At 68.8% G+C, this 21,727-nt stretch carries 21 protein-coding genes and 3 pseudogenes; 16 read left to right on the plus strand and 8 right to left on the minus strand.

Translation table 11 applies throughout. From position 1 onward, the window contains the following. Positions 1-504 precede the first annotated feature (504 nt). Positions 505-1,068: a histidine phosphatase family protein gene (locus ACZ6B1_RS30880; RefSeq protein ID WP_468783746.1), complete on the minus strand. Its 564-nt coding sequence runs from the start codon at positions 1,066-1,068 to the stop codon at positions 505-507. A 1,050-nt stretch (positions 1,069-2,118) separates the two neighbouring features. On the opposite strand from ACZ6B1_RS30880, the gene ACZ6B1_RS30885 reads away from it, so the two are divergent. From ACZ6B1_RS30885 to ACZ6B1_RS30915, 7 genes and pseudogenes are all read left to right on the plus strand, one after another. After that, the gene (locus ACZ6B1_RS30885; protein ID WP_468783748.1) at positions 2,119-2,757 is read left to right on the plus strand and encodes a BlaI/MecI/CopY family transcriptional regulator; all 639 of its coding nucleotides are present in this window, start codon (positions 2,119-2,121) and stop codon (positions 2,755-2,757) included. Between the two features lie 780 nt (positions 2,758-3,537). Beyond that, entirely contained in the window at positions 3,538-3,921 is a 384-nt protein-coding gene (locus tag ACZ6B1_RS30890) for a hypothetical protein (protein WP_468783750.1), read from the plus strand. Continuing rightward, positions 3,918-4,481, plus strand: coding sequence for a hypothetical protein (locus ACZ6B1_RS30895; protein WP_468783752.1), 564 nt, complete (start codon positions 3,918-3,920; stop codon positions 4,479-4,481). Before ACZ6B1_RS30890 ends, ACZ6B1_RS30895 begins: the two co-directional genes overlap by 4 nt. A gap of 527 nt (positions 4,482-5,008) precedes the next feature. After that, the gene (locus ACZ6B1_RS30900; RefSeq protein ID WP_468783754.1) at positions 5,009-5,875 is read left to right on the plus strand and encodes a hypothetical protein; all 867 of its coding nucleotides are present in this window, start codon (positions 5,009-5,011) and stop codon (positions 5,873-5,875) included. A gap of 202 nt (positions 5,876-6,077) precedes the next feature. Continuing rightward, positions 6,078-6,737 (plus strand): MSMEG_1061 family FMN-dependent PPOX-type flavoprotein, encoded by a 660-nt coding sequence (locus ACZ6B1_RS30905; RefSeq protein WP_468783756.1) that lies wholly within the window; start codon positions 6,078-6,080, stop codon positions 6,735-6,737. Positions 6,738-6,806: 69 nt separating this feature from the next. After that, positions 6,807-7,115, plus strand: a pseudogene (locus tag ACZ6B1_RS30910) (transposase); the annotation flags it as partial. Between the two features lie 228 nt (positions 7,116-7,343). After that, positions 7,344-9,284 carry a glycoside hydrolase family 5 protein gene (locus ACZ6B1_RS30915; protein ID WP_468783758.1) on the plus strand — a complete coding sequence of 647 codons (1,941 nt, stop codon included), beginning with the start codon at positions 7,344-7,346 and terminating at the stop codon, positions 9,282-9,284. Between the two features lie 162 nt (positions 9,285-9,446). Here ACZ6B1_RS30915 and ACZ6B1_RS30920 read toward each other — a convergent pair whose 3' ends face one another. Then, the gene (locus tag ACZ6B1_RS30920) at positions 9,447-9,929 is read right to left on the minus strand and encodes a pre-peptidase C-terminal domain-containing protein (protein WP_468783760.1); all 483 of its coding nucleotides are present in this window, start codon (positions 9,927-9,929) and stop codon (positions 9,447-9,449) included. 110 nt (positions 9,930-10,039) lie between these two features. Here ACZ6B1_RS30920 and ACZ6B1_RS30925 point away from each other — a divergent pair, with 110 nt between their 5' ends. Together ACZ6B1_RS30925 and ACZ6B1_RS30930 are read left to right on the plus strand one after the other, a co-directional pair. Then, positions 10,040-10,522: a MurR/RpiR family transcriptional regulator gene (locus ACZ6B1_RS30925; protein WP_468783907.1), complete on the plus strand. Its 483-nt coding sequence runs from the start codon at positions 10,040-10,042 to the stop codon at positions 10,520-10,522. Between the two features lie 23 nt (positions 10,523-10,545). Continuing rightward, on the plus strand, positions 10,546-10,911 hold the full coding sequence (locus ACZ6B1_RS30930) for a poly(ethylene terephthalate) hydrolase family protein (protein ID WP_468783761.1): 366 nt from the start codon (positions 10,546-10,548) through the stop codon (positions 10,909-10,911). Between the two features lie 305 nt (positions 10,912-11,216). Here ACZ6B1_RS30930 and ACZ6B1_RS30935 read toward each other — a convergent pair whose 3' ends face one another. Continuing rightward, complete coding sequence (locus ACZ6B1_RS30935; protein WP_468783763.1) at positions 11,217-11,477, minus strand: hypothetical protein; 261 nt, start codon at positions 11,475-11,477, stop codon at positions 11,217-11,219. Positions 11,478-12,862: 1,385 nt separating this feature from the next. Between ACZ6B1_RS30935 and ACZ6B1_RS30940 the strand changes: the two genes are divergently transcribed. Beyond that, a complete protein-coding gene (locus tag ACZ6B1_RS30940; RefSeq protein ID WP_468783765.1) occupies positions 12,863-13,252 on the plus strand; it encodes a hypothetical protein in 390 nt (129 codons plus the stop codon). A gap of 5 nt (positions 13,253-13,257) precedes the next feature. Here ACZ6B1_RS30940 and ACZ6B1_RS30945 read toward each other — a convergent pair whose 3' ends face one another. Further along, on the minus strand, positions 13,258-13,524 hold the full coding sequence (locus ACZ6B1_RS30945) for an ATP-binding protein (RefSeq protein WP_468783767.1): 267 nt from the start codon (positions 13,522-13,524) through the stop codon (positions 13,258-13,260). After that, positions 13,497-13,880: pseudogene (locus ACZ6B1_RS30950) on the minus strand (IS21 family transposase); the annotation flags it as partial. The pseudogene ACZ6B1_RS30950 and the gene ACZ6B1_RS30945, both read right to left, overlap by 28 nt. 29 nt (positions 13,881-13,909) lie before the next feature. Here ACZ6B1_RS30950 and ACZ6B1_RS30955 point away from each other — a divergent pair. The 4 genes and pseudogenes from ACZ6B1_RS30955 (at position 13,910) to ACZ6B1_RS30970 (ending at position 16,734) form a co-directional block, all read left to right on the plus strand. After that, positions 13,910-14,306 (plus strand): annotated as a pseudogene (locus ACZ6B1_RS30955) (hypothetical protein). A 262-nt stretch (positions 14,307-14,568) separates the two neighbouring features. Next, complete coding sequence (locus ACZ6B1_RS30960; RefSeq protein ID WP_468783769.1) at positions 14,569-15,174, plus strand: alcohol dehydrogenase catalytic domain-containing protein; 606 nt, start codon at positions 14,569-14,571, stop codon at positions 15,172-15,174. Between the two features lie 12 nt (positions 15,175-15,186). Next, positions 15,187-15,627, plus strand: coding sequence for a zinc-binding dehydrogenase (locus ACZ6B1_RS30965; RefSeq protein ID WP_468783909.1), 441 nt, complete (start codon positions 15,187-15,189; stop codon positions 15,625-15,627). Between the two features lie 420 nt (positions 15,628-16,047). Next, positions 16,048-16,734, plus strand: coding sequence for an SDR family oxidoreductase (locus tag ACZ6B1_RS30970; protein ID WP_468783771.1), 687 nt, complete (start codon positions 16,048-16,050; stop codon positions 16,732-16,734). A 75-nt stretch (positions 16,735-16,809) separates the two neighbouring features. Here ACZ6B1_RS30970 and ACZ6B1_RS30975 read toward each other — a convergent pair whose 3' ends face one another. Then, on the minus strand, positions 16,810-17,670 hold the full coding sequence (locus ACZ6B1_RS30975) for a calcium-binding protein (RefSeq protein WP_468783773.1): 861 nt from the start codon (positions 17,668-17,670) through the stop codon (positions 16,810-16,812). A 236-nt stretch (positions 17,671-17,906) separates the two neighbouring features. After that, complete coding sequence (locus tag ACZ6B1_RS30980; RefSeq protein ID WP_468783775.1) at positions 17,907-18,728, minus strand: SDR family oxidoreductase; 822 nt, start codon at positions 18,726-18,728, stop codon at positions 17,907-17,909. Positions 18,729-18,847: 119 nt separating this feature from the next. Between ACZ6B1_RS30980 and ACZ6B1_RS30985 the strand changes: the two genes are divergently transcribed. Both ACZ6B1_RS30985 and ACZ6B1_RS30990 read left to right on the plus strand, forming a co-directional pair. Further along, a complete protein-coding gene (locus ACZ6B1_RS30985; protein WP_468783777.1) occupies positions 18,848-19,888 on the plus strand; it encodes a hypothetical protein in 1,041 nt (346 codons plus the stop codon). 197 nt (positions 19,889-20,085) lie between these two features. Beyond that, positions 20,086-20,265 (plus strand): hypothetical protein, encoded by a 180-nt coding sequence (locus ACZ6B1_RS30990; protein WP_468783779.1) that lies wholly within the window; start codon positions 20,086-20,088, stop codon positions 20,263-20,265. Positions 20,266-20,784: 519 nt separating this feature from the next. Here ACZ6B1_RS30990 and ACZ6B1_RS30995 read toward each other — a convergent pair. Next, the gene (locus ACZ6B1_RS30995) at positions 20,785-21,234 is read right to left on the minus strand and encodes a MarR family winged helix-turn-helix transcriptional regulator (protein ID WP_468783781.1); all 450 of its coding nucleotides are present in this window, start codon (positions 21,232-21,234) and stop codon (positions 20,785-20,787) included. Positions 21,235-21,727 lie beyond the last annotated feature (493 nt).

Genomic DNA, 21,727 nt, shown 5'->3' on the forward strand with positions numbered 1-21,727 from the left:
CATCACCAGCGAATCAGCACCCAGATCTGCGAAGAAGTCGCCGTCCACCGGCACCCGCTCGGCACGCAGCACACCGGCCAGCACCTCCGCCAGTTGCGTCTCGGTGACTGTCGCCGCGCTGGTCGTGCCTTTGGCAGTGGCATCGGAGTGCATGTGCTCTCGCCTCCAGTCAGGCCTGTCCACTGTCTGACGCCCGGGCAGCGGCCCCGTCGCTGTGTGTACGCGGTGAAGTGACAGCGGTCCTGGAACACGGCGCGTGGCTCGGTACCGAACGCTTTCCCGCTCAATGGGCCGGCTCGGTTGTTCGGCCTTCGTCCTGCCCTGGGTATCCGTGGCTTGACACGGCGAACCGACTTCGGCCGAACAGTTGCACCGCGCCGGCCCGGCCGGTTGAGCACCGGCGCATGGCCCGGGTGCCGAGCGCGCAGGCGGCGACGGCCCGCGATCGCAGAGGTGAGACACAGCCTCACCGCTGCGCCGGGCCCGAATGCTTCATCCCAGGGCCTACCCATGGCCGACGAACATCGCCTCCCGGGAAGAATCCGATCGTTCCCCGCCCCCCAGGCGGGCCACCGGCAGGGGTCGATCACTGGCGGCGGGCACGGACATCGCCGAACGCGGAACGGGCCGTGGGTGGGACTTCGGGACAGGGGCGTGGCCGAGCAGTACGTCCCAGCAGCCGTCGCGCGACGTGAGAGTGACTGCGGACCGGGGCGGCACGTGGACATGCCAGAACGTCCTTGCGGGTACGGCCAGAGCGTGGATGAGCGCGGCCCGGACGACGGCCGCTTCGACGATGGCCAGTACGTGGCCCGCGGGCGCTACGTCGCTCAGCCAGGACGCGATCCGGCCGCAAAGCTGACGCACGGTCTCTCCTTCGTGCGGTGCGGCATCGGGGTCGGTGAGCCAGGCGGTGAACCCGTCGGGGTCGCGCGCGGCGATGTCGCCGAGGGTGCGACCGCACCACCTGCCAAGGTCGAGGTCCCGCAGCGCGGGTTCGGACGCTGCCGCCAGACCGAGGGCGTCGGCGGCCTGCGAGCAGCGCAGGGAAGGGGCCCGTACAACCATGTCGGGCGGAGGTATGCCTGCTCCCGTCACGCCTGCCTCACACACGCTGCGGTCGCTGAGGGGGCGGTCACCGAGAAACGGGTCCCCGGCGGGGGCGCACAGAAGCGTCAGGCGGATCATGGGACCGACCTCCTTCTTGGCCCGCTATGAGTCCGGTGACATGAGACCGGTGGCATGAGACCGCGCGGGCACCACGGCATGGCACGGGCACGGGCGGCGCTGTGTCGTGACTCGTGGGCTCCAGGGTGCTAGGAAACGCATTGCGGGAACATCCGCCAGATGTCCGGAACCACCCCGCCAACCGGCCCGTGTACGCCGCCCTCCCCCGCTTCCCGTCGTGTAGGGGCGGGACGTCGCCCGGTGCGGGGCGTAGCGGCCGTGTTCGTCGTCGGGTCCGGACTGAGGTCGGGCTGCTCGGCTTGCTCCAGGATTTCCCGGTACCGCAGGACGTCGGCGAGCCGGTAGCCGCTGCGCCTCCGCCGCGGAAAGCGCCTGCGGCATCGGTGTCGTCGACGGGGGGGCGCACCTTCCGCACGAGAGGAAGTGTCGTCGCAGCTCGGCGGCGGTCCAGCAGAGGCGCTTGGCGTACGCCGCGGGACTGCGCACCGCCACGACCTGGACGAGCAGCTACAGCGCGACCAGGCGCCCACTCTCACCCAGGCGGCCGCTCGCCGCCTGCCAGACCTCGGGCGGCCACCTCTCAGGCCGGATCTCGCGCAGCCGTCGGATCACAGCGCTCGTTGTGCCTTCGCCGTGGTCAGGGAAGGCCACCGTCGGGCCTCGCCGAGGCGAGCACGGGCAGCCGGGCAAGCTGGTCGGGCTGCGTGCTCCGCGGTGCGGACTGCGCCGCGGAGCACCGGAAGGCACACTCTTCGTTCTCAGAACCCGCACAAGGGACTTGGGACCGTAAGGAGGCTACTCGTGCCGTAGAAACGGGGCGCCTCACCCGTATCATCGCTGCACCAGGACACATTGCGGCCGCAACGCCACCCTGGCCCGCTGTCAGCGGCCCGCCAGAGCCACATCCGGCCGCCGAACAAGGAGACAACCATGTCCAAAGACACGGCGTCAGCGACCACGTTGACTTCGCAGTACCTGAGCCAGGTAGCCAGTGACCTCGAACGCAACGCCAAGGAGCAGGAACGCATTACTGCGGAACTCAGCGCACTGCAACAGCAGTTGACCGCACTTCAGCACGACCACGACGTACTGGTGAGCATGCAGCAGGCACTCGGCGTCTCAACCCCGGCCACCGCATTCTTCCCCGCAGACAACACTGCTGTGCCTGCCCCCAGGAAGAAGGCCCCCACCACCGGTTCCGGTGCACGACGAGCCAAGACGGGGGCGGCGAAGTCACCCAAGAGCAGGAAGCAGACCGAGGTGAAGCCCGTCGCCAAAAAGGCGGTCGCCCGGACCGACACTCAACCCACCCTGGTCGATCTCATTCACCGTCACCTCGGCAAGGAGAACGAACCCCGTTCTGCGGCAGAGGTGTCGAAGGCACTCTGCGACGCGCACCCCGACCGTAAGATCTCGCCCAACGTTGTGCGCACCACTCTTGAAAACCTCGTCGCCAAGAGCCTGGTGCAACGGAACAAGCAGGGTAGCTCTGTCTTCTACACCGCTTCGGCGTCGACGGAGGCGACATCAGCGCCCAAGGAAGAGGCCCAGCCCGACACTGAGAAGTGAACGCAATGTTCGTGAACCAGCCCTCAAGCAGTACGGCATGAAGTCGGTTTCGTTGCGGCTACTCCCGCCGCTGACCACCCGAGCGGTCAGGCGTAGGCCAGCGCGTAGGCGACCGTGAGGCCGATCTGGACGAATGCGCGTTGGGTCTCCGGGGCGAGAGCGGAACTGACGACGTGACTGAGCCGGTGCACAGCGGCGTCGTGGGCCCTGCTCGCGGTCCATCAGGCCGTCCGCCGGTCAGCCCACGAGGCCGCAGCGAGCGGCCCGGTCCTGGCTGCCGATCGGCGCTTGGAACGAGGCCGCCCAGGAAGCACGCTTTCGACTGCTACCGGCCCAGTCGGGCCAGGAGTGACCTCGAGCGATCAAGAAGCCGATGCGGTGGCCGATCCTGAGGAATCGGAGCGGCCACAACAAGGTCGAGCCGGGTCGGTGGGTCAACGGCCCGGCCAAGAAGGTGAAGAAGCACCAGGACGCTGGCAGACCCGTGCCTCGTGCTCAATCGCCTGGTCCTCCCCAAGAGCCTGTTCCGGCGGCGCCCCGATCTGGACATGGGCCCCGCTGCCAGGGCTGATGTGGGTGGCGGGCGGCCCACGGCCGGTGAAGCAGGCGGATTGTTGGTCTGAGATGCCTGGTTCGCGCCACGTCGCGCGCGCGATCACCTAGCCTGATTTCGTGGGCAGTTAGGGGGAGGCGGGCCTGTTGTGAAGGGCCGTAGTCGGAGGGAGTGGGCGGATGATTTCGGAGTCACTCTTGGCGTTGGCCTCTGCTGGGAGCGCATCAATGGTGCAGGCGGCCGGCACGGATGGGTGGAATGCGATCCGGGATCGCGCCGCGCGCCTGATGGCTCGGGGGAGCCACGAGAGTGAGGAATCGGAGCGGCGGCGTCTGGACCGGACCGCGGCAGCATTGACGGACAGCCCGGACGAGGGTGCGGCGGGCAGCCAGGCCGCTGCCTGGCAGGCTGGGTTCGTGATCCTGCTGACCCGGCTTGAAGGTGATGAGCTACACGCCGCGGTCGCGGAACTTCGTGCGCTGGTCGAAAGTGGGCCCATCGCTCCGAGTGACGCCTCAGCCCCCTTCACGGGCAGTGTCTTCCACGGTCCGACCGCGATCCAGACGGGCTACAACAATCGTCAGGACAATCACTTCGGCCACAGCGGATGACCGCACCGCAGGGCGATGACCATGGCCGCAGTAGTTCCAAGCGCAGTGAATTCCACGGTCCGGCTGCCGTCCAGGACGGGAACCATAGCGTCCAGAACAACCACTTCCACGCTCCCGGCAAGCGCACCGTGGCCTTCCCGTGGAGTGCTGCTGTCACGTCGGTGAAGAAGGGGTTCGTCACTCTGATCGTGGTGGGAATCCTCGGCGGTGGAGCGTGGTGGACCTACGACCACGTCCAGAAGAGGAACCAGAGGGCACACGCGAAACATGCAGGCTGCGACCAAGCACTGAACGCTTTCTATCAAGGCGGAGTTCCCGTATCACTGCTGCTTCCCAATGACGTGTCGGCGACAAGGTACGTCGAACAACTGGAAGAGGCGGCTCGGATCGTGGGCGATTCCAAGATTGCCAGGTCGATTCGATACACGATCCAGGATGTTGAGGCGGCCCAGCAGGCCTATGACCAAGGCGATGAGACTGCGCTGTCAGACGCACGACGGAAAGCAGACAAGGACCGGGAGGAGTGGTGGTCTCCTTGCTGGGATGTCGCAGGATGGTAGCGGCCTGGGCGCAACCCGGCGGCTGTTCATGGCGAGGCGGTCGACGCAAAGCCAATGCAGCAAGCCTCGCGCCCGGCGGTGTAGCTACTGGGGTTCCCGGTCCGCCTACGCGCCCGGGTGAGGGGCGAGTGGCGGTTGGAAGAAACCTGTCTCCCGGGAAAACCGCCGCTCCGGATCAACGAACCCGGTCGCGGCTGCGAGGGGCGGCCATTCGGTCCCGGCCGAGCGCCCGGTAAGTGGTCCGGCGGACCTTGCGCCATTCTCCTCCTGCCGGGAGGAGTTGGAAGTGTTCCAAGTCGTAGCGCTCGAGTGCGGTCAGGTCCCTGCTCTCGCAGCATTCGATCGATGTTGTGGCGCGCCGAAAAAGTTTGTCACGAGGTCGGACGTCGACGATGATCACTTCATGAGGCCCAGAAAGGGCCATGCCGTCGGGACGCTCCGCTCCACCCTCCACCGCTCGCGCGCCGCCGGCCGCCCCTGACCGCAGCGCCCGATGGCCGTGACCGCCCACCCAGGAGAGCCCGCCTGTGCAGAAGACCGCCCTCGTTCCATATGCCCACCTCCCCCGAGCGCACCACGACCGCCACGTCCTGACCAGCGCCGTCGACGTCTTCGGCTCCGCCCACTGGCTGCTTGCCGAACGCGCTCCGCAGCCTGGCGGCGATGTCCTGCCCTTCGACGCCCTGGTCGTCTCCGTCCATCCGGGCGGCAACATCGAACTCACCGAGCTGAGCGCCGTGCGGGCCCGCTGGCCGCACCTAGACCGCCTGCCCGACGGCGGGTTCGTCGTCGCCGCGTCGCGCGCCCGCCGGTACGAGGACGCGAACCAGGTCCAGGTCTTCGACGCGCTCGGCGGTGAGACCTCGTCCTTCTCCGTCGGGGACGCCATCGAGCACCTGCTCGTGGACGAGGCCGGCCATATCTGGGTCGGGCACTTCGACGAGAACCCGGCCGGAATCCGCCGCTGGGACGCCACGGGCCGACTCACCTGGACGTCAGACGGCGCGCACATCCCCGGTCTCTTCGACTGCTACGCCCTGAACGTGACGGGCACCACCGCCTGGGCGTGCCCATACACGGACTTCCCGCTCGTCGAAATACTCCCAAACCGCCCCGACCGGCCCGTGACGGTGTGGGCGAACCGCGTACGGGGCGCCCATGCGGTGGCCGTCCACGGCGATCGGGTCGCCTTCTACGGCGGCTACGGCGAAAAGCGGGACCGACTCGCCCACGGAGAGCTCACCGACACATGCGTCGAGCGGACAGACGTCGGCCTGCTCACCCTGCCCGATGGCTCTGCCCCCGGCCGCCGGCGGGTCGTCGGCCGGGGAAGCAGGATCTACGTCCAGGCCGAGCCGTTCACCGCGTGGGGCGTGTTCGACCTCAGCAGCTGATGGCGGCTGACGGCCCCGGCGCCGATCGGGGGCCGTCAGAACCGCCGCGCACATACCGTCAGGCTGCTCCCGCCCCCTGCGCCTGGTTCTACGCCCCAACTTGTCTTCCGGGGCCTGTGCTGCGCCTCCTAGCGCGGGTGTTCCGTGGCCCCGCACTCGCCGACCGAGATCAATAGCAGGTCGTCCAACTAGGGTCGGGCGCATGACGAAACCCCTCGCCAGCAGTGCCTTCGACTCGCTCCGTCTCGACGCCGTGCCCGATCAGGAGGCGCTGCGCCGGGTCTACGAACTCCCCGGCGACGCGGCCGTGCGCAAGCAGATGACCGAACTCACCGACCAGACACGGTGGTTGATCGGTTGCTCGTCGCTGGTCCTGGTCGCCAGCGCGGACGCCGAGGGCAACTGTGACGTCTCCCCGCGCGGCGGCCCCGCCGGGTTCGTCGCCGTCCTGGACGAACGGACGGTGGCGATACCGGACGCGACCGGCAACAAGCGTCTGGACACCCTGCAGAACGTCATCACTACTGGACGGGCCGGGCTGCTGTTCGTCATCCCGGGGCGCACCACGACGCTCAGGGTGAACGGCCGGGCCTGCGTCTCCACCCGCCCGGAGCTGCTGTCTCAGCTGACCGCCGTGGGCAAGCCGCCGGCCAGCGCGCTGGTGATCGGGATCGAGGAGGTCTACCCGCACTGCCCCAAGTCGCTCCTGCGCAGCGGGGCCTGGAAGCCGGAACAGTGGCTGCCGGCGGATACCCAGCCGACCTCGGCCGAGGTGACGCTGGCCCAGCTGCGCATGCCGGAGCTGACGATCGACGACATCGAGCGGGCGGAGGCCGACTCGCTGAAGTACCGGTACGAGTAACGGGCCGAACAGCGATGCTGAACCCTCGGCCCGCCGAACCCTCCGGACCAGCACGCCCCAGCATCAATGGCGGGGCATCCCGTCAGGGCAAGGCGCCGTCGCCCGGCCAAGCTCCACGCGGACAAGGGCTACGACTTCGACCATCTGCGCAACTGGCTGCCCCGCCGCCAGATCGCGCCCCGCGTCACCCGCCGCGGCGGCGAACCTTCCAACCGCCTGGGCCGGCATCGCTGAGTCGTGGAACGGATCACGTCCTGGCTCAACGGATGCCGGCGCCTGCACCGCCGCTACGAGCACAAGGCCGAGCACTTCCTCGCCTTCGTCGGCATCGCCTGCACCCTCATCTGCTACCGGGCAGGGGCTGCCGGTCTGCCATGACGCTCGTGTTCCATGTGCTTCCCCCCATTGGTGAACGGTCGTTGCCGCTCGAACAGGTGCTGATCCGATCACCGTGGCGGAGGGCACAGCAAGCGGTCTGCGCTACATCTGAGCGCCGCAGTGCGTGAAATTCCGCCGCGCGCGCCGGCCGTCTGGACCTTCCCGGCGGGACAGGGCACCGTACAGCCCCGGAGAACGGTTCCCCCACACCAACCGAGGGCTGTCCACATGTCGATGGCACCAACTGTCCTGCGTCTGGCCGGAACGGTAGCCGGCCTCGTGCTCCTTGCCACACAGACGACCATGGCGTCCGCCGCGCCGCCGCCCCGCTCGCCCGCCCCGCGTGCCTCCGCCTCCGCCTCCGGGGCCGCGGCCGCGGCGACCTGGTATCCGCCGCTGTCCACCCGGGGCCGCTACATCGTCGACGCCCGGGGTGACCGATTCCGGCTGAAGGGCGCCAACTGGGACGGCGCGCAGGGTTCGTGGACGGGCAGCGGCGAGATCGGCGATCCCGCAAGCCACCACGCGGGCCAGGACTCCCACGGGATACCGCTCGGTCTCGACCGCGTGCCGCTGGACGGGCTGCTCGCCGACTTCCACGAACTGGGCATCAACACCGTCCGGCTGCCGTTCTCCAACGAGATGATCCACAGCACGGCCGCGGTGCCCGACAGCGCCGTGGGCGCCAACCCCCAGCTGCGCGGCAGGACGCCGCTCCAGGTCTACGACGCCGTCGTGGACGCGCTCAGCCGGAGCGGGTTCGCGGTCATCCTCAACAACCACACCAACAGCTCCCGTTGGTGCTGCGGGGTCGACGGCAACGAGCGGTGGAACACCGGGCAGTCCACCCGGCAGTGGGCCGACGACTGGGTCTTCATGGCCCGCCGCTACGCCCGGGTCCCGGGGGTGGTGGGCGCCGACCTGTACAACGAGGTCAGGCGCGACGTCCTGGACGACCCCAACTGGGGCCTGGGCGACGACCACGACTGGTACGCGGCCGCCCAGCTCGCCGCCGACCGGATCCTGACGGAGGGCGACCCTCGTCTGCTCATCGTCGTCGAGGGCATCAACTGGACCGGCCTGCCCGTGGACGGCCTCCCGCACGGGCGACCGCAGCTCACTCCCGTGCGCACGCTCTCGCACACCCTCGTGGACTCCCGCAAGCTGGTGTACTCGGCCCACTTCTACGGCTACACCGGTCCGCATCACAGCGGCGCCACCGGCATCGGCGAGACGCACGACGCGCGCTACCAGGACATGACCCGCGAGCAGTTGGGCGCGGCGCTGGACGACGAGGCGTTCTTCGTCGAGGAGAGCGGCCGGCACTACACCGCGCCCGTCTGGGTGAGCGAGTTCGGCATCGGGTCCGGCGAGACGAACCCGGCGGCCCGCACCTGGTTCGGCAACATGACCGACTACCTCGCCGACCACGACGCCGACTTCGCGTACTGGCCGCTGGTCGGCTTCGAGGGTCACGACGATTGGGCGCTGCTGCGCTACGACGGCGCCGGGCACCGCTCCGGTGTGCTCGACGGCGCCGACTGGCGCGGCACGGCCTGGCGGCATCTGATGTCCGCGCCCGGCACGACGGGCCCCATCGCGTCCGTGCCCGTCTGGCGGATGCTCGCCACCGACCACGGCGACGCTGTGGAGTCGCTGCGCGCACGGGCCACGGGCGACTGGGACCCCGGGGCCCGCAAGGCCGCATGCCCCGACGGGCTGCGGCTGATCGGCCTGGGCCACACCAGCGGCCGCGGCCTGTGCACCGACGCCGGCACGGCGACTCCGGCCGTGGACGCGGGGCAGACCGTCGTCACCGACGAGCGGTACGTTCCCGCCGGCGGCGACTGGGCGTCGGGGTACACCAAGCTCCAGTGCCCGCCGGGCGCTCTCCTGACCGGTTACAGCGTGCGCGGGGAGCGGGTGTCGGCGGCGCTGTGCGCGCCGGGCCGTACCGCGCTCGCGGGAGCCGCCCGCACGGTGTGGTTCGACCGGTCCGACAACCGTCCCGGCGGGGCGGCGGGCGGTGACTTCGCCGAGGGCGACTACAAGGGGCAGTGCGCGGCGAACGAGTACGCCGCCGGGATCGCGTTCACCACCCGGTTCGGCAGCCGCCCCGGGCCCGACGCCCTGCTGTGTGGCGCGGGTGGTGGCGAGCCGGGCACGTGAGGGGCACCCGGCGCCGGGCACTGCTTCGCCGGGGTACACCCCCCACTCGCACCGAGCCTACGGCGCAGGCGCTGGAGCACATCGGTGAGCCGGGCCCGGACGAAGAAGCCACCGAACCGTTCCTCCGGCAACGCACGACGTCCTTCGACTTCTGGCCCGCTCTCAGGCCGAGTTCAGGTCACAGGCGTAGGGGGCGGAGCCGGATCCGGCGTAGGCCTCGAGGTCCAGGTAGTACGTTCCGCTGCCCGAGGCCGTGCGGGTATAGGTGAGGGACTCGTCGCTGCCCCGGCCGTCGTCGACCGACCTCGTCAGTGTGGATCCGGACGAGTCGAGGAGATAGGCATCCGCGTCGTAGGCGTCGGGTATCGCGCAGGAGGTGGTCGCGGTTTCGCCGGAGGCCAGGGTGAACTTGAAGTAGTCCCGGTCGGAGGCGGTGCTCAGGGCGCCCGTCAGGGTCACGGAAGTGCTTGCGGTGATGTCGTCGGCGGCGGAGCGTGAGTCGTTCGGCTCGCTCTCGTTCACCGTGGTACCGCTCCCCGAGGTGCCGCAGCCTGTTTCGGGTGTGCCGTTGTACAGGTTGGGGTCGGCGACTCCGTTGGTGACGCTGCGCCGGTAGTAGCCGCAGGTGGGGCGGTTCTCTGACACGGTCCGACGACTCCGGCGACCTGGAAGGAAACGAACCGCTGCTGAACAGCGGCAGCAGGCTGTTCGCGGCGGCGCTCACCCGGTCCCTGGCCGAACTCCCGCCGCACGACCTGGACCGAGCCACCCAGCTCCTCGCCGACCCCAAGCGGCGGATCAACCTGGTCGGCGGGCGGTTCACCCACCTGCTGGCGCAGTATCTTGGTCTTCACCTCATGCAACTACGCGATGACGTGGCCTTACTGCCCCGTGACGTCGAACGTACCGCCGCCCTGGCCGCGCTGACACGCCGCGACGTGCTGATCGTCTTCGACTACCGGCGCTACGAGGACGACAAGGTCGCCATGGCTCAGCTGCTGCGGGAAAGGGGCGGAAAGGTGGTCCTGTTCACCGACACCTGGCTCTCTCCGGTGGCGGCGCACGCGGAGGTCGTCCTGCCCAGCCAGGTCACGTCACCGTCACCGTACGACAGCCTGGTTCCGACCATGGCCGTGATCGAAACCGTCGTCGCTGCGGTCATCGTGTCGCTCGGTGAGACGGCGCGCCAACACCTGCGGCACGGTGAGGACATCGCCCAGAGGATCGGCCTGGTCTGACCGCTCAGACGATCACCGGGTCAGTGCGCGGATGGTCGATCCGGGGTTCGGGAACAGGCCGCTCTGGGACTTCGGGTGCTCCGGGCGGGTATGCGACGCACGCGGCATTCGCCGACGAGCTGAACGCGGCACTTACCTGGCTCACGGCTCAGAACGCCACCAGCGGCTCGCGCTTCGCAGGAGCGGTGAAGACCGACCGACTCGGCGTCCTGAGCCACTCCATGGGCGGTGGTGCGGCCCTGCTCGCGGCGAACCGCAACCCCGCTGTCAAGAGTGTCTCCACCATGGCGACGGCGGAGACCAACCCGTCGGCCGTGGCCGCGGCCGACGCTGAACGTCCACGCCAGCTCGTCGCTGGCAGCGTTCCCTCTCGTGCGAGCTCTTGGTGACCAGCTCGCTGACCGTCAGCCGGGGCAGATCACCATGTGACCGGCAGGCCGTGGCCGGCCTGCACGCGGGTGAGGAAGGCGCCAACCAGGTGACTGGCTTGGGTGACCGTGTCGTCCCCGTCCACCAATCATCTCCGCCTGGAACGTCCCGCAGTGCAGCCAGCCGCACGACCGCAGTGACAGACGCCGTCGGCAGAGGAGAGCGCGACGATGCCGGCGAAGGGACGCAGCGCCCCCGGCGCGTCGAAGCAGGCCTTCTGCCCCGCATCCTGTCCCGTGGACGCGCTCTGCCGGCGTCCAGCGCGTCACCTGCCGGAGCTGAGCCAGTGGTGGAGGGCGTCGTGCACGCTGTCGGGCAGTGCGCTGAGCTCCTCGATCACTTCCCGGTCCCCTGGCCAGGGAGCGATCCCAGCAGCGGTCAGCACTGCGTACAGGTTCAGGCGCCGCAGGTCGCGAGGATCGACTCGGCAGGCAATGCGGTCTGCGGGCTTGGGCGGCGCCAGCAGGAAGTCCTCCGCCGGGGCGTCGTCCCGTGCTCGATCGGTTGATGCGATGGTGGTCTGCATGATCTCGCTCCGTTCTGCCTAAGCTTCGTTCGCACGCCTCGCACCCCTGGGTCCGAGTGTGCTGTTCACTTGGTTCGCTACCCGTCCTGGCCCTCTTACGCGGCCGCCGTCCATTGGCCCCGTGGCAGAGATCGCCACCAAGGGCAGACCGCTTCCGCCCGGCCCTCGCGACGGTCGCCATCGAGGCGATAGGCGTCCACGGCCAGCGACGGCTGAGAAGTGGATCGGTGACGAAGAACCCAGCCGTCGCCAGAAGGACGATTCAGGCGACGCCGACGCTCTTGGAGGCGTCCGCGGTGCCGGACCTTCACCTCGTCAGTCGCCGACGCCGGGCCCCGGTGGCCGGCGTTCGTCGGCCAAAGCGCTGCAACCGAGGGTGCACAGCGCCGACGCATTGCCTCTTGCAGGCCAGGACACGCCCCGAGCGTTTACCGGCACCGGGCACGAAAGCGGAAACGTACACAGGCTCTCCCGTCAGGGCAAGAGCGCAATCCTCCCGCGGCCACAGGCCGCGAGCAGGGTTTACGCGAAGGCGGTGACGGCCGGCTGGCCGCACACCCCACCCTCCCCACCGACCCGCCAAGTACGCGCAGTACACGGGCGATGTTACACATCACCCATAATTCCGTGACTCTTACCTTCATGCTCCATCAACTCACAGAATGCACCCTTTGAAACCCCATCAAGCCGTCTCACCGCCGCGAACGCTGCTCCGCGGCCCCACCCCCCACCCCGCCGCCACCCGAAAGTGAGTGACAACCATCCGCGCTCAGCGATGGTGGTCCAGCGGCGCCATAGGCTCATCACGGCCCGGTGACCCGACCACCCGCGTTCAGTCGTGGAAGTACCGTCCCTTGCCCTTCCCCCGTCCGTGCTCGTCCCAGCCGTCGGGGGGCGGGGGGCAGAACTCTCCGAGGCGCTCGAGGGGGCTCATTCGATTCCGTCCCTGCGTCGGATCCATGGTGGTGCGTGGTCCGGGTTCGGGAAGTCCCTGTGAGGTGGAAGCCGCGGTGGCCGTCCGCTTCCCTGGTGATCCACGTGGGCACCCAGAGGTCTTCTCGTCGTCCCAGGCAATTGGATACCGGCCGGCTCCGACTACGAACTCAATGTGGTCGGTCCTGGTGCTTTTGCCGGAGCGCTGTGGACGATCGCGTATTTACCCAGGGGTAAGTTCACGTAATTCCCCACCCTCATGACTGAGACGGCCCTCGAGGAGGACTCCGACGGGTGGCAGAATCGGCGCGTGATTACTCGGCTCGGTCGAGTGGCACCCTCAGAGGGCCTGACGGATGGAATGAGAGTTGAGTGGTGCGTTGATCCGCGTCGCGCGAGGAGCCACCGGGTTCTGGGGGCACGGCGATGCCCCGTTGCCTCAGGTGGACGTAGTGACCTTCAAGACCGTCTGCCATGCGGTGGCCCGATCGATTCAGGGCACGGTCGCCGAAGTGGCGCCGGCCGGAGTCACGCCGAACTCCCATGCGGCTCTGATCACCGCCCCGGGCATTCGGTTGAGCGTCTTGTGCCACGAGGTACTCCCGGTTGTTGCCTTTGCGGCGAGTCCGCCGCAGGCAGGTGTGCCCCTGACGAACTTCGCGTCCCCACCAGCCTGGGCGGACGCATTTGAGCGGGGCGGCTTCCGGCTGCTGGACGTCGAGGAACTGAGCACGCCGTTGGCGAGGGCTGACACCAGCGAGCTCGCCGAAGCAGAGCTGGAACAGGTGCGTTACTGGCGTCCCAGCACAGTCGGCGAGCTGATGTTCAACTGGTGGGACTGATCCGGTCACTTGATTGAGGGCTTGTCAGTGCAGTTCTCAAGGCGCTTGTTCGGGCGGTAGCTGGGGCCGTTCATGATGACCTGATGGCTGGTATTGATCAGCCGGTCCAAGAGTGACTCGGCGACGAGGGGGTTAGGGAAGAGGGGATACCGGTCGCTGGGCGCCCGGTCGCTGGTGATGATCAGAGACCTTCCCTGCCGCTCGCCCAGGCCCTCGGCCACTCGCTGTCCGTCACTCTTGTCGGTGGGGCGGCCCCGCCCAGCGGCCGACACTTCCGCCGCCCGGCAACCTGCTGGCTCCAGGTCACGGCCTCGGCCTGCATGTGCTCGATCGAGGTGAATTCCCGGCCTCGCCAGAACGAGTCGCGGACGTAGGGCATGAGCCGTTCGACCTGCGGCTTGTCCTTCGGCTTCGGCGCCCGGGCCGGATCAACGAACGCGCCGTAGTGCGTGGCGAGTTCGGCATAAGCCTTGTTGATCTTCGGGTCGTAGACGTCGGGCTTGTCCACCCCAATCTTGAGGTTGTCCGGGACGAGTCGGCTCGGGACGCCGCCGAAGTAACGGAAGGCCGCGACGTGCGCTTCCGTCCATGCGTGCTGGTCCAGGTGCAGCACCGGCCGGACGAACATGGGCCCGCGAGCACGGCAGCACCATCACGATGGAATTCGCAACTCCGTGGACCTACGCATTGGTACACGATGCGCTGTCGTCTGGGGCCAAGCGCTGGGGTTTGGCGCCTTGCCCGAACTCGACACCTGGCAGATCCTGTTCGCCAACCTGATGGGCTCGGTGGTGGTCGTCTGGGCCGTTCTGCGAATCGTCAGGCCGCTGCCGGAGCACGGACTGTTCGACGGCGTCGCGCGTACCCTGTTCGCGACGTGGCAGGCGTACGCACTGGCCCATGGTGCGTCGCGGCTCCTGTGGCTGTTCTTCGGCATCGAGGTGACGTCGGCCTCCTCCAGCTTCTGCCGTGGAGGTGGGGCCCGAACGCAGGCCCCGTGCCCAACGATGTAAGCCCGGCCGATGTACGCCCGCTCGACGCGGCGAGTCGGTGACGCTCAGGAAGGGGGCGCTGCAACCGGTGGCCCCTCACGCGGGGGGCGTGCCACGATCCGCTGCTGTGATCTTGCCGGATCCGGGCGTAGCGTGAGGTGACGGACTTATATCTGTACTCGCAGGGGTGCGCTGCGGCGAGTGGTCCTGATCCCCGGCCTTGGCGACGCCGATGACAGCCCGGGGCTGATGAGGGTGCAGGCGTCGGCGTCGCGGCGAACTCCTCGGGTGCTGAGAGACGAGGGGCCGCTCATGCCTCGATCCATGCGCGCGCTCGTGGCCGTGAAGGCCGGCGAGCCCACCGACGTCCTGCGGCTGGAATCCCGGCCTGTTCCTACGCCGAAAGCCGGTCAGGCGCTGATCCGTGTGAAGGCGACTCCGATTCACGCCAGTGATCTGCACGTGCTGCGCGGCCGTTACGGTTTCTCTCCTGAGTTCCCCGCTGTCGGGGGCGCCATGGAGTGTGTGGGCCGTGTCGCGGCCTTGGGCCCGGACACCGGGGCACCGACGGTCGACGAGCGGGTGGTGGTCGCCGCGATCCCCGCGGTACCCGGGCCCCCGGCGGCCGGCACCTGGCAGGAGTACCTCGTCGCCGACACGCAAAGGCTCCTGCCGGTCCCCGACGACCTGAGCGACTCCAGCGCCTGCCAGCTGGCCGTCAATCCGTTGACCGCCCTGCTCCTCGTGACGCGCGAACTCGACGTGCAGCCGGGCGAATGGCTGCTGCAGACGGCGGCAGGCTCCACCGTCGGCCGGCTCGTCATCCAGCTGTGCAGGCAGGTCGGCATCCGCACGATCAACGTCGTGCGGCGGCGCGCTGCCGTGGAGGAGATCAAAGTGCTCGGTGGCGACGAGGTCATATGCACCTAGGACGAGAATCTGCTGCAGCGAGTCGCAGAAATTGCGGGACCGGCTGGCGTGCGGAAGGCCGTCGACTGTGTCGCGGGCCCCGTTGGCGCTCAGGTGTCCCGGGCACTGGCCCCGGGAGGGCAGCTCGTGGTCTACGGTGCGCTCTCCACCCATCGGCAGACCGACCCGGCGGCGCTGACGATCCCGCTTCAGGCACGCTCGGTCATATATGAGACCAAAACGGTCCGTGGCTTCTGGCTGAACCGCTGGTTCGGCACCGCCTCGCCCGAAGACGCGCTGCGCGCGCTGGCCCAGGTGCGTGGTCTCGTCGCCGACGGGACCCTGAGCATTCCCCGGGGTCGGCCATTCCCGCTCGAAGAATTCGCAGAAGCCGTCTCACTCGCCGAAGCACCCGCACACGGCACCAATCCACTGTTCGTCTTCGAAGACGGCCAGGATGAAGACAACGGGTAGGAAGCCGCCCTTCGGGTGTGTCGGCGGTGCGGCTACGGCGTTCCAGGGCCGCCAGGCGCACGCGACCAAGCCCGAGGATGCCCGGCCATCCGGCCAGGTTCCTGCACCAGGGCCGGGCCCTGGGAGGCCCCGCAGGTCATGTCGATGAGGGGCACTCTGTGAGGACTGGTCACCGCCGGTGAAACGGGAGCACGTCTCACATGCGTCACTGCGGCGTTCGATGCACGCTGGTGGTGGAGTGGACTCTGCAATGGGCCTTGCGTGCGCGTCGTCCGGAGTGTTCCGGTTCTGGCCCGACAGTTCTCGTTTTCGTGCGAGTTCCGCGAAGGCCGGGGGGTTACGCCCAAGGCCCTCCCTCGCTGGGTCGTCCCTCGCCCCAGTGCCTGCTGTGCTCAGCAGGGGCCATGGGAAGGAAGCGTGATGGAGATCAAAGGATCGACCGCCCTGGTGACGGGGGCGAATCGTGGCATCGGCTATGCGTTCGCACGCGCGTTGATCGAGCGGGGAGCCGCCAAGATCTACGCCGGTGTCCGCGATCCGGCGAGCGTGAGCGACGAGGACCTGACCGCGCTCCGTCTGGACGTCACCGCTCCGGAGGACGTCGCCGCGGCGGCCGCGGCCGCCGGTGACGTCACCATCGTGATCAACAATGCGGGCGTCGGAGGTTTCGACACCAAACTGCTGACCGGCTCCTTCGACGGCGCACGCGAGGCGATGGAGATCAACTACTTCGGAACCTGGGCCGTGTCCCGTGCCTTCGCGCCGGTCCTGGCCCGCAACGGCGGCGGCGCACTGATCAACATGCTGTCGACGGCCTCCTGGGCCTCCCGGCCGGACTACCCCGGGTATGCGGCCTCCAAGGCAGCCCAGTGGTCCTTGACGGGCGCGCTGCGCGAAGGCCTGCGTGAGCAGGGAACCCTCGTGATCGGTGTCCACGCCAGTTTCGTGGAGACAGATCTCAGCTCCTTCACGGACGCACCGAAGATCAGCGTGGAGGACGTTGCAGAGCAGACCATGGACGCTCTGGCGAACGACCGGGTCGAAGTGCTTACCGACGAGCGGACCAGACAGATCAAGCACGCTCTGTCGCAACCAGTCGAACAATGAGAAGACGCCGTGTCGAAGAACCAGCGGGCCGCCGCCCGCAAGGCTGTTGCTCTACCCGAAGTTGGTGCATCGCTGTCAGGGGCGTACGTCGACGTAGTCGCCGGTGGCTTTGGCGGGGCCGGTGGTGTGGGTGCCGGTGAAGTTCCAGCGCCAGTAGCCGTCTTCGACTGCCTTGACTGTGGTGCGAAGGGTTCCGGTGCCGCTGGTGTTCACCGTGGCCACTGTGGTGTAGGTGTTGCTGCCTTTCGGGCGGAACTGCAGTTTGACGGCTTGGCCTGCGTATCCCGCGTACCGGTAGGCGTCCCAGTTGGCCCTGACGAGCTTGCCGGTGACGGTGATGTGAGCGCCCTTGGCCACCGGTTCCGGTGAGGCGTTGACCGTCAGCTGAGCGGCACGTTTGAGGCTGAACGAGCCCACACCGGGGGCGAATACGGAATCGCCGTTGTTGGCGTCGACCAAGGCGTCGACTGTCCATGTTCCCGCGTTGGCGTTGGCCAGGTCCACGGGGTCGTCGCTGCTCGGAGCCGGGTGGGCGTTGACGGTGAATACCGTCGTGCATGCCGTCGGGGTCTCGCAGAAGGCGTCGGTGGTGTAGAAGCCGCCGTGCGGTCCCTTCAGATCCACGTCGGCGAAAGACAGACCGGGGTCATCCGATCCGGTGACCGTGACCGGGAACTGCACGTTGTGCGTTATTCCTACGATGACGTCATGTCCGGAGTTGACGGTGGCACCGCTGACCACCGGGTCGCTGGGCGCGGCATCGGCCGAGGCTCCCGCTCCCATCAGTGAAATGGCGATGGCCCCTACCAGGACACCGCTGCGGCTTGTGATGCGGCCGACGGGTTTGCCCTGTATGGCGCGCGAGACGGCGATGAGCGGGGCGATGTCACGCCCACCGCCTTGTCTGTCGCTCGGCGGTGCGGCGAAACGGCTCATGAGTCCTCCCAGGGATGACAGGCCTTGCTGCCCACCACCGCACACGCAGGCAGTCGGTGGCGAGCGCAGGAGACCGATGTGTATCACTCCCTACGACTGCCGAACCGGTCCGATCGTTGCCCCGCCCGGGGCGGGAAAGCAAGCAGCACCGCGAGGTGCGAGAGTGCCGGCCGGGCGGCCTGTTGCGCTGGGAGGCCGAGGGCGTTGCCTGCGAATGATGCGTGCGTGCCGACGCGTCAGGGCCGAGCGTTCGAGAGCCACTCGTCGAAGGTGGTAGGCGCGATGCGGGCGCCCTCTCCGGGCAGGAGGACGTTACCGGCCGTCTCCGGTCCCAGTATCGATGACCATGTCGGGACAAGCTTGACCGTGTGTCCGCGGGCGTCGTTGGTGCGACGGGCCATGTCGACCAGGTCCTGCGGTTCCGGGCCGGAGACGTCGCGGTAGCGCCCCTGCGGAGGGCCCGTGGCGATTTCGGCGAGGACGTCGGCCACGTCCGCGGGCGCGATCGGCTGGACGAGCAGCGGTGGGATCGGGGCGACGCCGTCCTGTTCGGTCCAGCTGGTCACCGTCGCGGCGAAGTCGTGGAACTGAGTGAAGGGAACGATCGTCCACGGCACCGGGCTCTGGGCCACGAGGCGCTCCTGCTCACGCTTGCCGGCGTAGTGTGCGTTGCCCTCGATACGGCCGATCCCGACGATCGAGAGCAGTACGTGGTGACGGACACCGGCTCGTTCCTCGGCGGCGAGCAGGTTGCGGGTAGCGGTGCCGAAGTAGGCCATCGCATCGTCCCGGTCTGCTGCCTCGTAGCTCGTGGCGTCCACGACGGCGTCGACGCCCTTCAGGGCTGCGTCGAGGCCGTCCCCGGTGATCAGGTCCACGCCGAGCGAGCGGCTGATGCGCACCACTTCGTGTGCGGCCTGCTCCAGGGCGGCGGCGGTGCGGGCTCCGATGTTCCCGGTTGCTCCGGCGACGGCGATGCGCATGGTCATCTCTCCTCTGTCATTCGGGACGTCATTCAGTTTTTCCCCGCTGCCGGCCTCCGCGGTGTGGGCGCTCACAGGTACGGGCCCCCTCCGCGCGCTTGCCGTCCACGCAATAGGAGCATATGCTCCTATTGCAGGTGGGGTCCGCACCGGGCCTCCCTCTCTTCCCGAGTTCCCCAGTAGAAGGTTGTGTCATGGCTATCTCCACTGGATCGACCGCTGAGCGTGAGCGGACGCGCCCCGCGATGGTGGAGCAGACCCTCAGGCCGGAGCAGGGCACTCGTCGGCCGCCCGTGAAGGCGTGGCTCCAGCCGGCTCTGATTTCCCTGGTCGTCGTGGCCGCCTTCATCGCGTGCTACGTCGGTCTCCAGCGTGACCCGCAGCCCCACCAGGTGCCCATCGCCGTCACCGGATCCAGCCTGCCGGGCGAGATACAGCAGGCCCTGGGGGACGCCGTCGAGGTCCACCCCGCTGCGAACGCCGCGACGGCACGCCTCGCGCTGGAGCGGCATGACGTCGTGGCGGCGCTCGGTACCGCGGCTCCCGGCCACCTGAAACTGGAGATCGCCGGAGCCGCCGGTGCGTCCACCACGTCTGCCGTGAGCGCACTGGTCGACGCCTACGCCCGCGGAGCCGGCGCGCACGTGACCACCGCGGACGTCGTCCCTCTGGCCAAGCACGACGCCCGGGGCCTGGTCGGGTTCTATCTGGCCTTCGGCGTGAGCCTGGCCGGCTTCGTCCTGGGCTCGAACGTCCTCGGGCTGGCCGGCGTCATGCGTCTGCGCCACCGATTCTCCCTGCTCATCGGAACCTCCGCCGCCATCGGTGCCGTCGGGGCACTCGTCGTCGGGCCCGTCCTGGGCGCCGCCCCGGCCCCGCTGGTGCCGCTGATCTTCGTCCTGGCCCTGCTGGCCGTCGCGACGGCGTTCACGACCAAGCTCCTGGGTGCTCTGCTCGGCCCGATCGGGCTGCCGGTCACCACGCTGTTGCTGCTGACCGTCGGCAACGCCACGAGCGGCGCGGTCATCGGAGCCGACCTGCTGCCCTCCGGGGCCCGGGCCGTCTCCGCCCTGCTGCCACCCGGAGCGGCCGTGAGGGGTATCGCCGATCTCAGCTACTACAACGGCTCACACCTGGGCGGCCCCGTGATCACCCTGACTGTGTGGGCCACCTTCGCCGGGATCCTGCTGACCCTGCGCCCCCGCCTGACACGACGTCGAGCAGCCGTCGCCTGACCGACGCCTCGGTCCCCGCACCTGTGGTTGCGGGGCCTGAGGCCTCGAGTTGACGCGGCCGCCAACGACTGGTCGGAGCCGCTGCGTACGAGCCCGTCGTGGCTGCTCGAAGCCACCGCAAGTCCGCTTCCGTCCATGCCGCCGACAGGGCGGAGCCGTCGAGCGCGGCGCGAACGCCGCAATGAGGAGACACTGGTATGGAGCACGAACGCACATCCGCCGACGCGGCACAGCGGCAGCGCAGTCTGCGGTTCTCCAAGCTGCCGGAGCCCATCCGGCTCGAGGACACCGTGGAAGAGCGGCCGGCTGTTGCGCACGACTCGGTGAGCGGGGCCTACAACCCGGATTGGTGGCTCATACGCATGGGCGGCCTGTGAGTCGCCACCCCGGCAGGCCGGAGCGGTTCCGCCCATCGGCACCACTGCGGCCGGGCACCGCTCCGGCTGGGGTCCTCGTAGAAGCGCAGCGCTGCGCCGTCCTTCGTACGCTGCTCGAGTCCTGAGAGAGGCCGTCGTGAAGTCCTGGAAGGTCCTTGTCCGGCTGACATCGATCGTGGCCGCCGGAGCGGTCGCGGTCGGATGCTTCCTCCACGTCCTCTAGCCGAAGCGTGCCACGAAGCCAGGAGTCGCCGCCGGGGCGTTTGAGGCGGAAGCCGGCCTGGCGGGTTCGCTCCTGGTGCACCGGAAGCCGGCCTGGCGGGTTCGCCGCTGGTGCCCCGGTCGCGGCAGCCATCGCGGTCCCACCTGGGCCGGGCCCGGGAGCGCCGCTCGGCGGAGCCGGTCACATCAGGCCCAGGTGCTGGGCCGCAGCGACGCGTCCGCCTGCACAGGCGGACGCGTCGGCCCCTATGGGGTGCGCTGTCGCCGACCGACTCGATGTTCTGGGGGTGTCGCCGCCTACTCGGCCCAGGGGTGGAATCCGGTGTCGAGGACATCTTCGAGCGCGGCGCGGAGCTGGGCCGCCTTGTCGCCGCCGAAGCTCTCTTCGAATTCGGACTGCACGTTACGCCAGTACGGGAGTGCGGCTGTCATCCGGTCGAGGCCATGGGAGGTGAGGGTGACGATGCGAGCGCGGCGATCCGTCGGGGACGGTTCGACGGTGACGAGGCCCTCGCGAGCGAGGGGTTTGAGGTTGCTTGCCAAGGTGGTGCGGTCCATGGCGATCATCTCGGCGAGGCTGCTGATGGTGATCTGCTCGTGGGTGCTCAGCTTCTGGAGGATGCTGAACTGCGTGGCGCGCAGCCCCGTCGGCGCGAGCGCCTTGTCGTAGGTGGCGCTGAGATACCGGGCTGCCTTGCGCAGGGCCAGGCTGTTGCAGGAATCAGCGTCCCTCTCGATGCCGGCCATGCTCTCCTCCAGATGCGGGATCAAAGTACGAGTATATGCACATAACCCCCTGAGGTCGCTCCAGCGCGTCGACGTGGCCAGGCGTGGGGCGCACGGCAGCCATCGATGCGGCGCGGGATGGCGCTCACCGGCCGGCCGCGACGACCGTTTCACCGGGGCGTAGGCTCGAAAGGCGCAAGTTTTCGGGTGCGGCGGTCCGGCCGCCAGAGGCGCGAGCCCTCGCATCGCGCGGAGCCGCAGCCTCAGCCGGCATTGCCCCGAGACCTCAATCACGACCCCAGGGGTATCTGCTCGTGAGCGCGCCACAACCCTGTGCGACTCCCCTGCGGGAAGAAAGAGACTCCTTGCACCTCCCCAATTAGGAGCATATGCTCCTAACTCCGGGATGGCCCTCACCTAGCCCCTTCCCTGCTACTCCCGCGACACCCAGGGAAGCGCCGCCGGGTCGGCCGCTCCCCCGGTTCCGACCGCGTCCGGGAATGCGTTCCCGTCC

Source organism: Streptomyces sp. NPDC041129 (assembly GCF_055592265.1).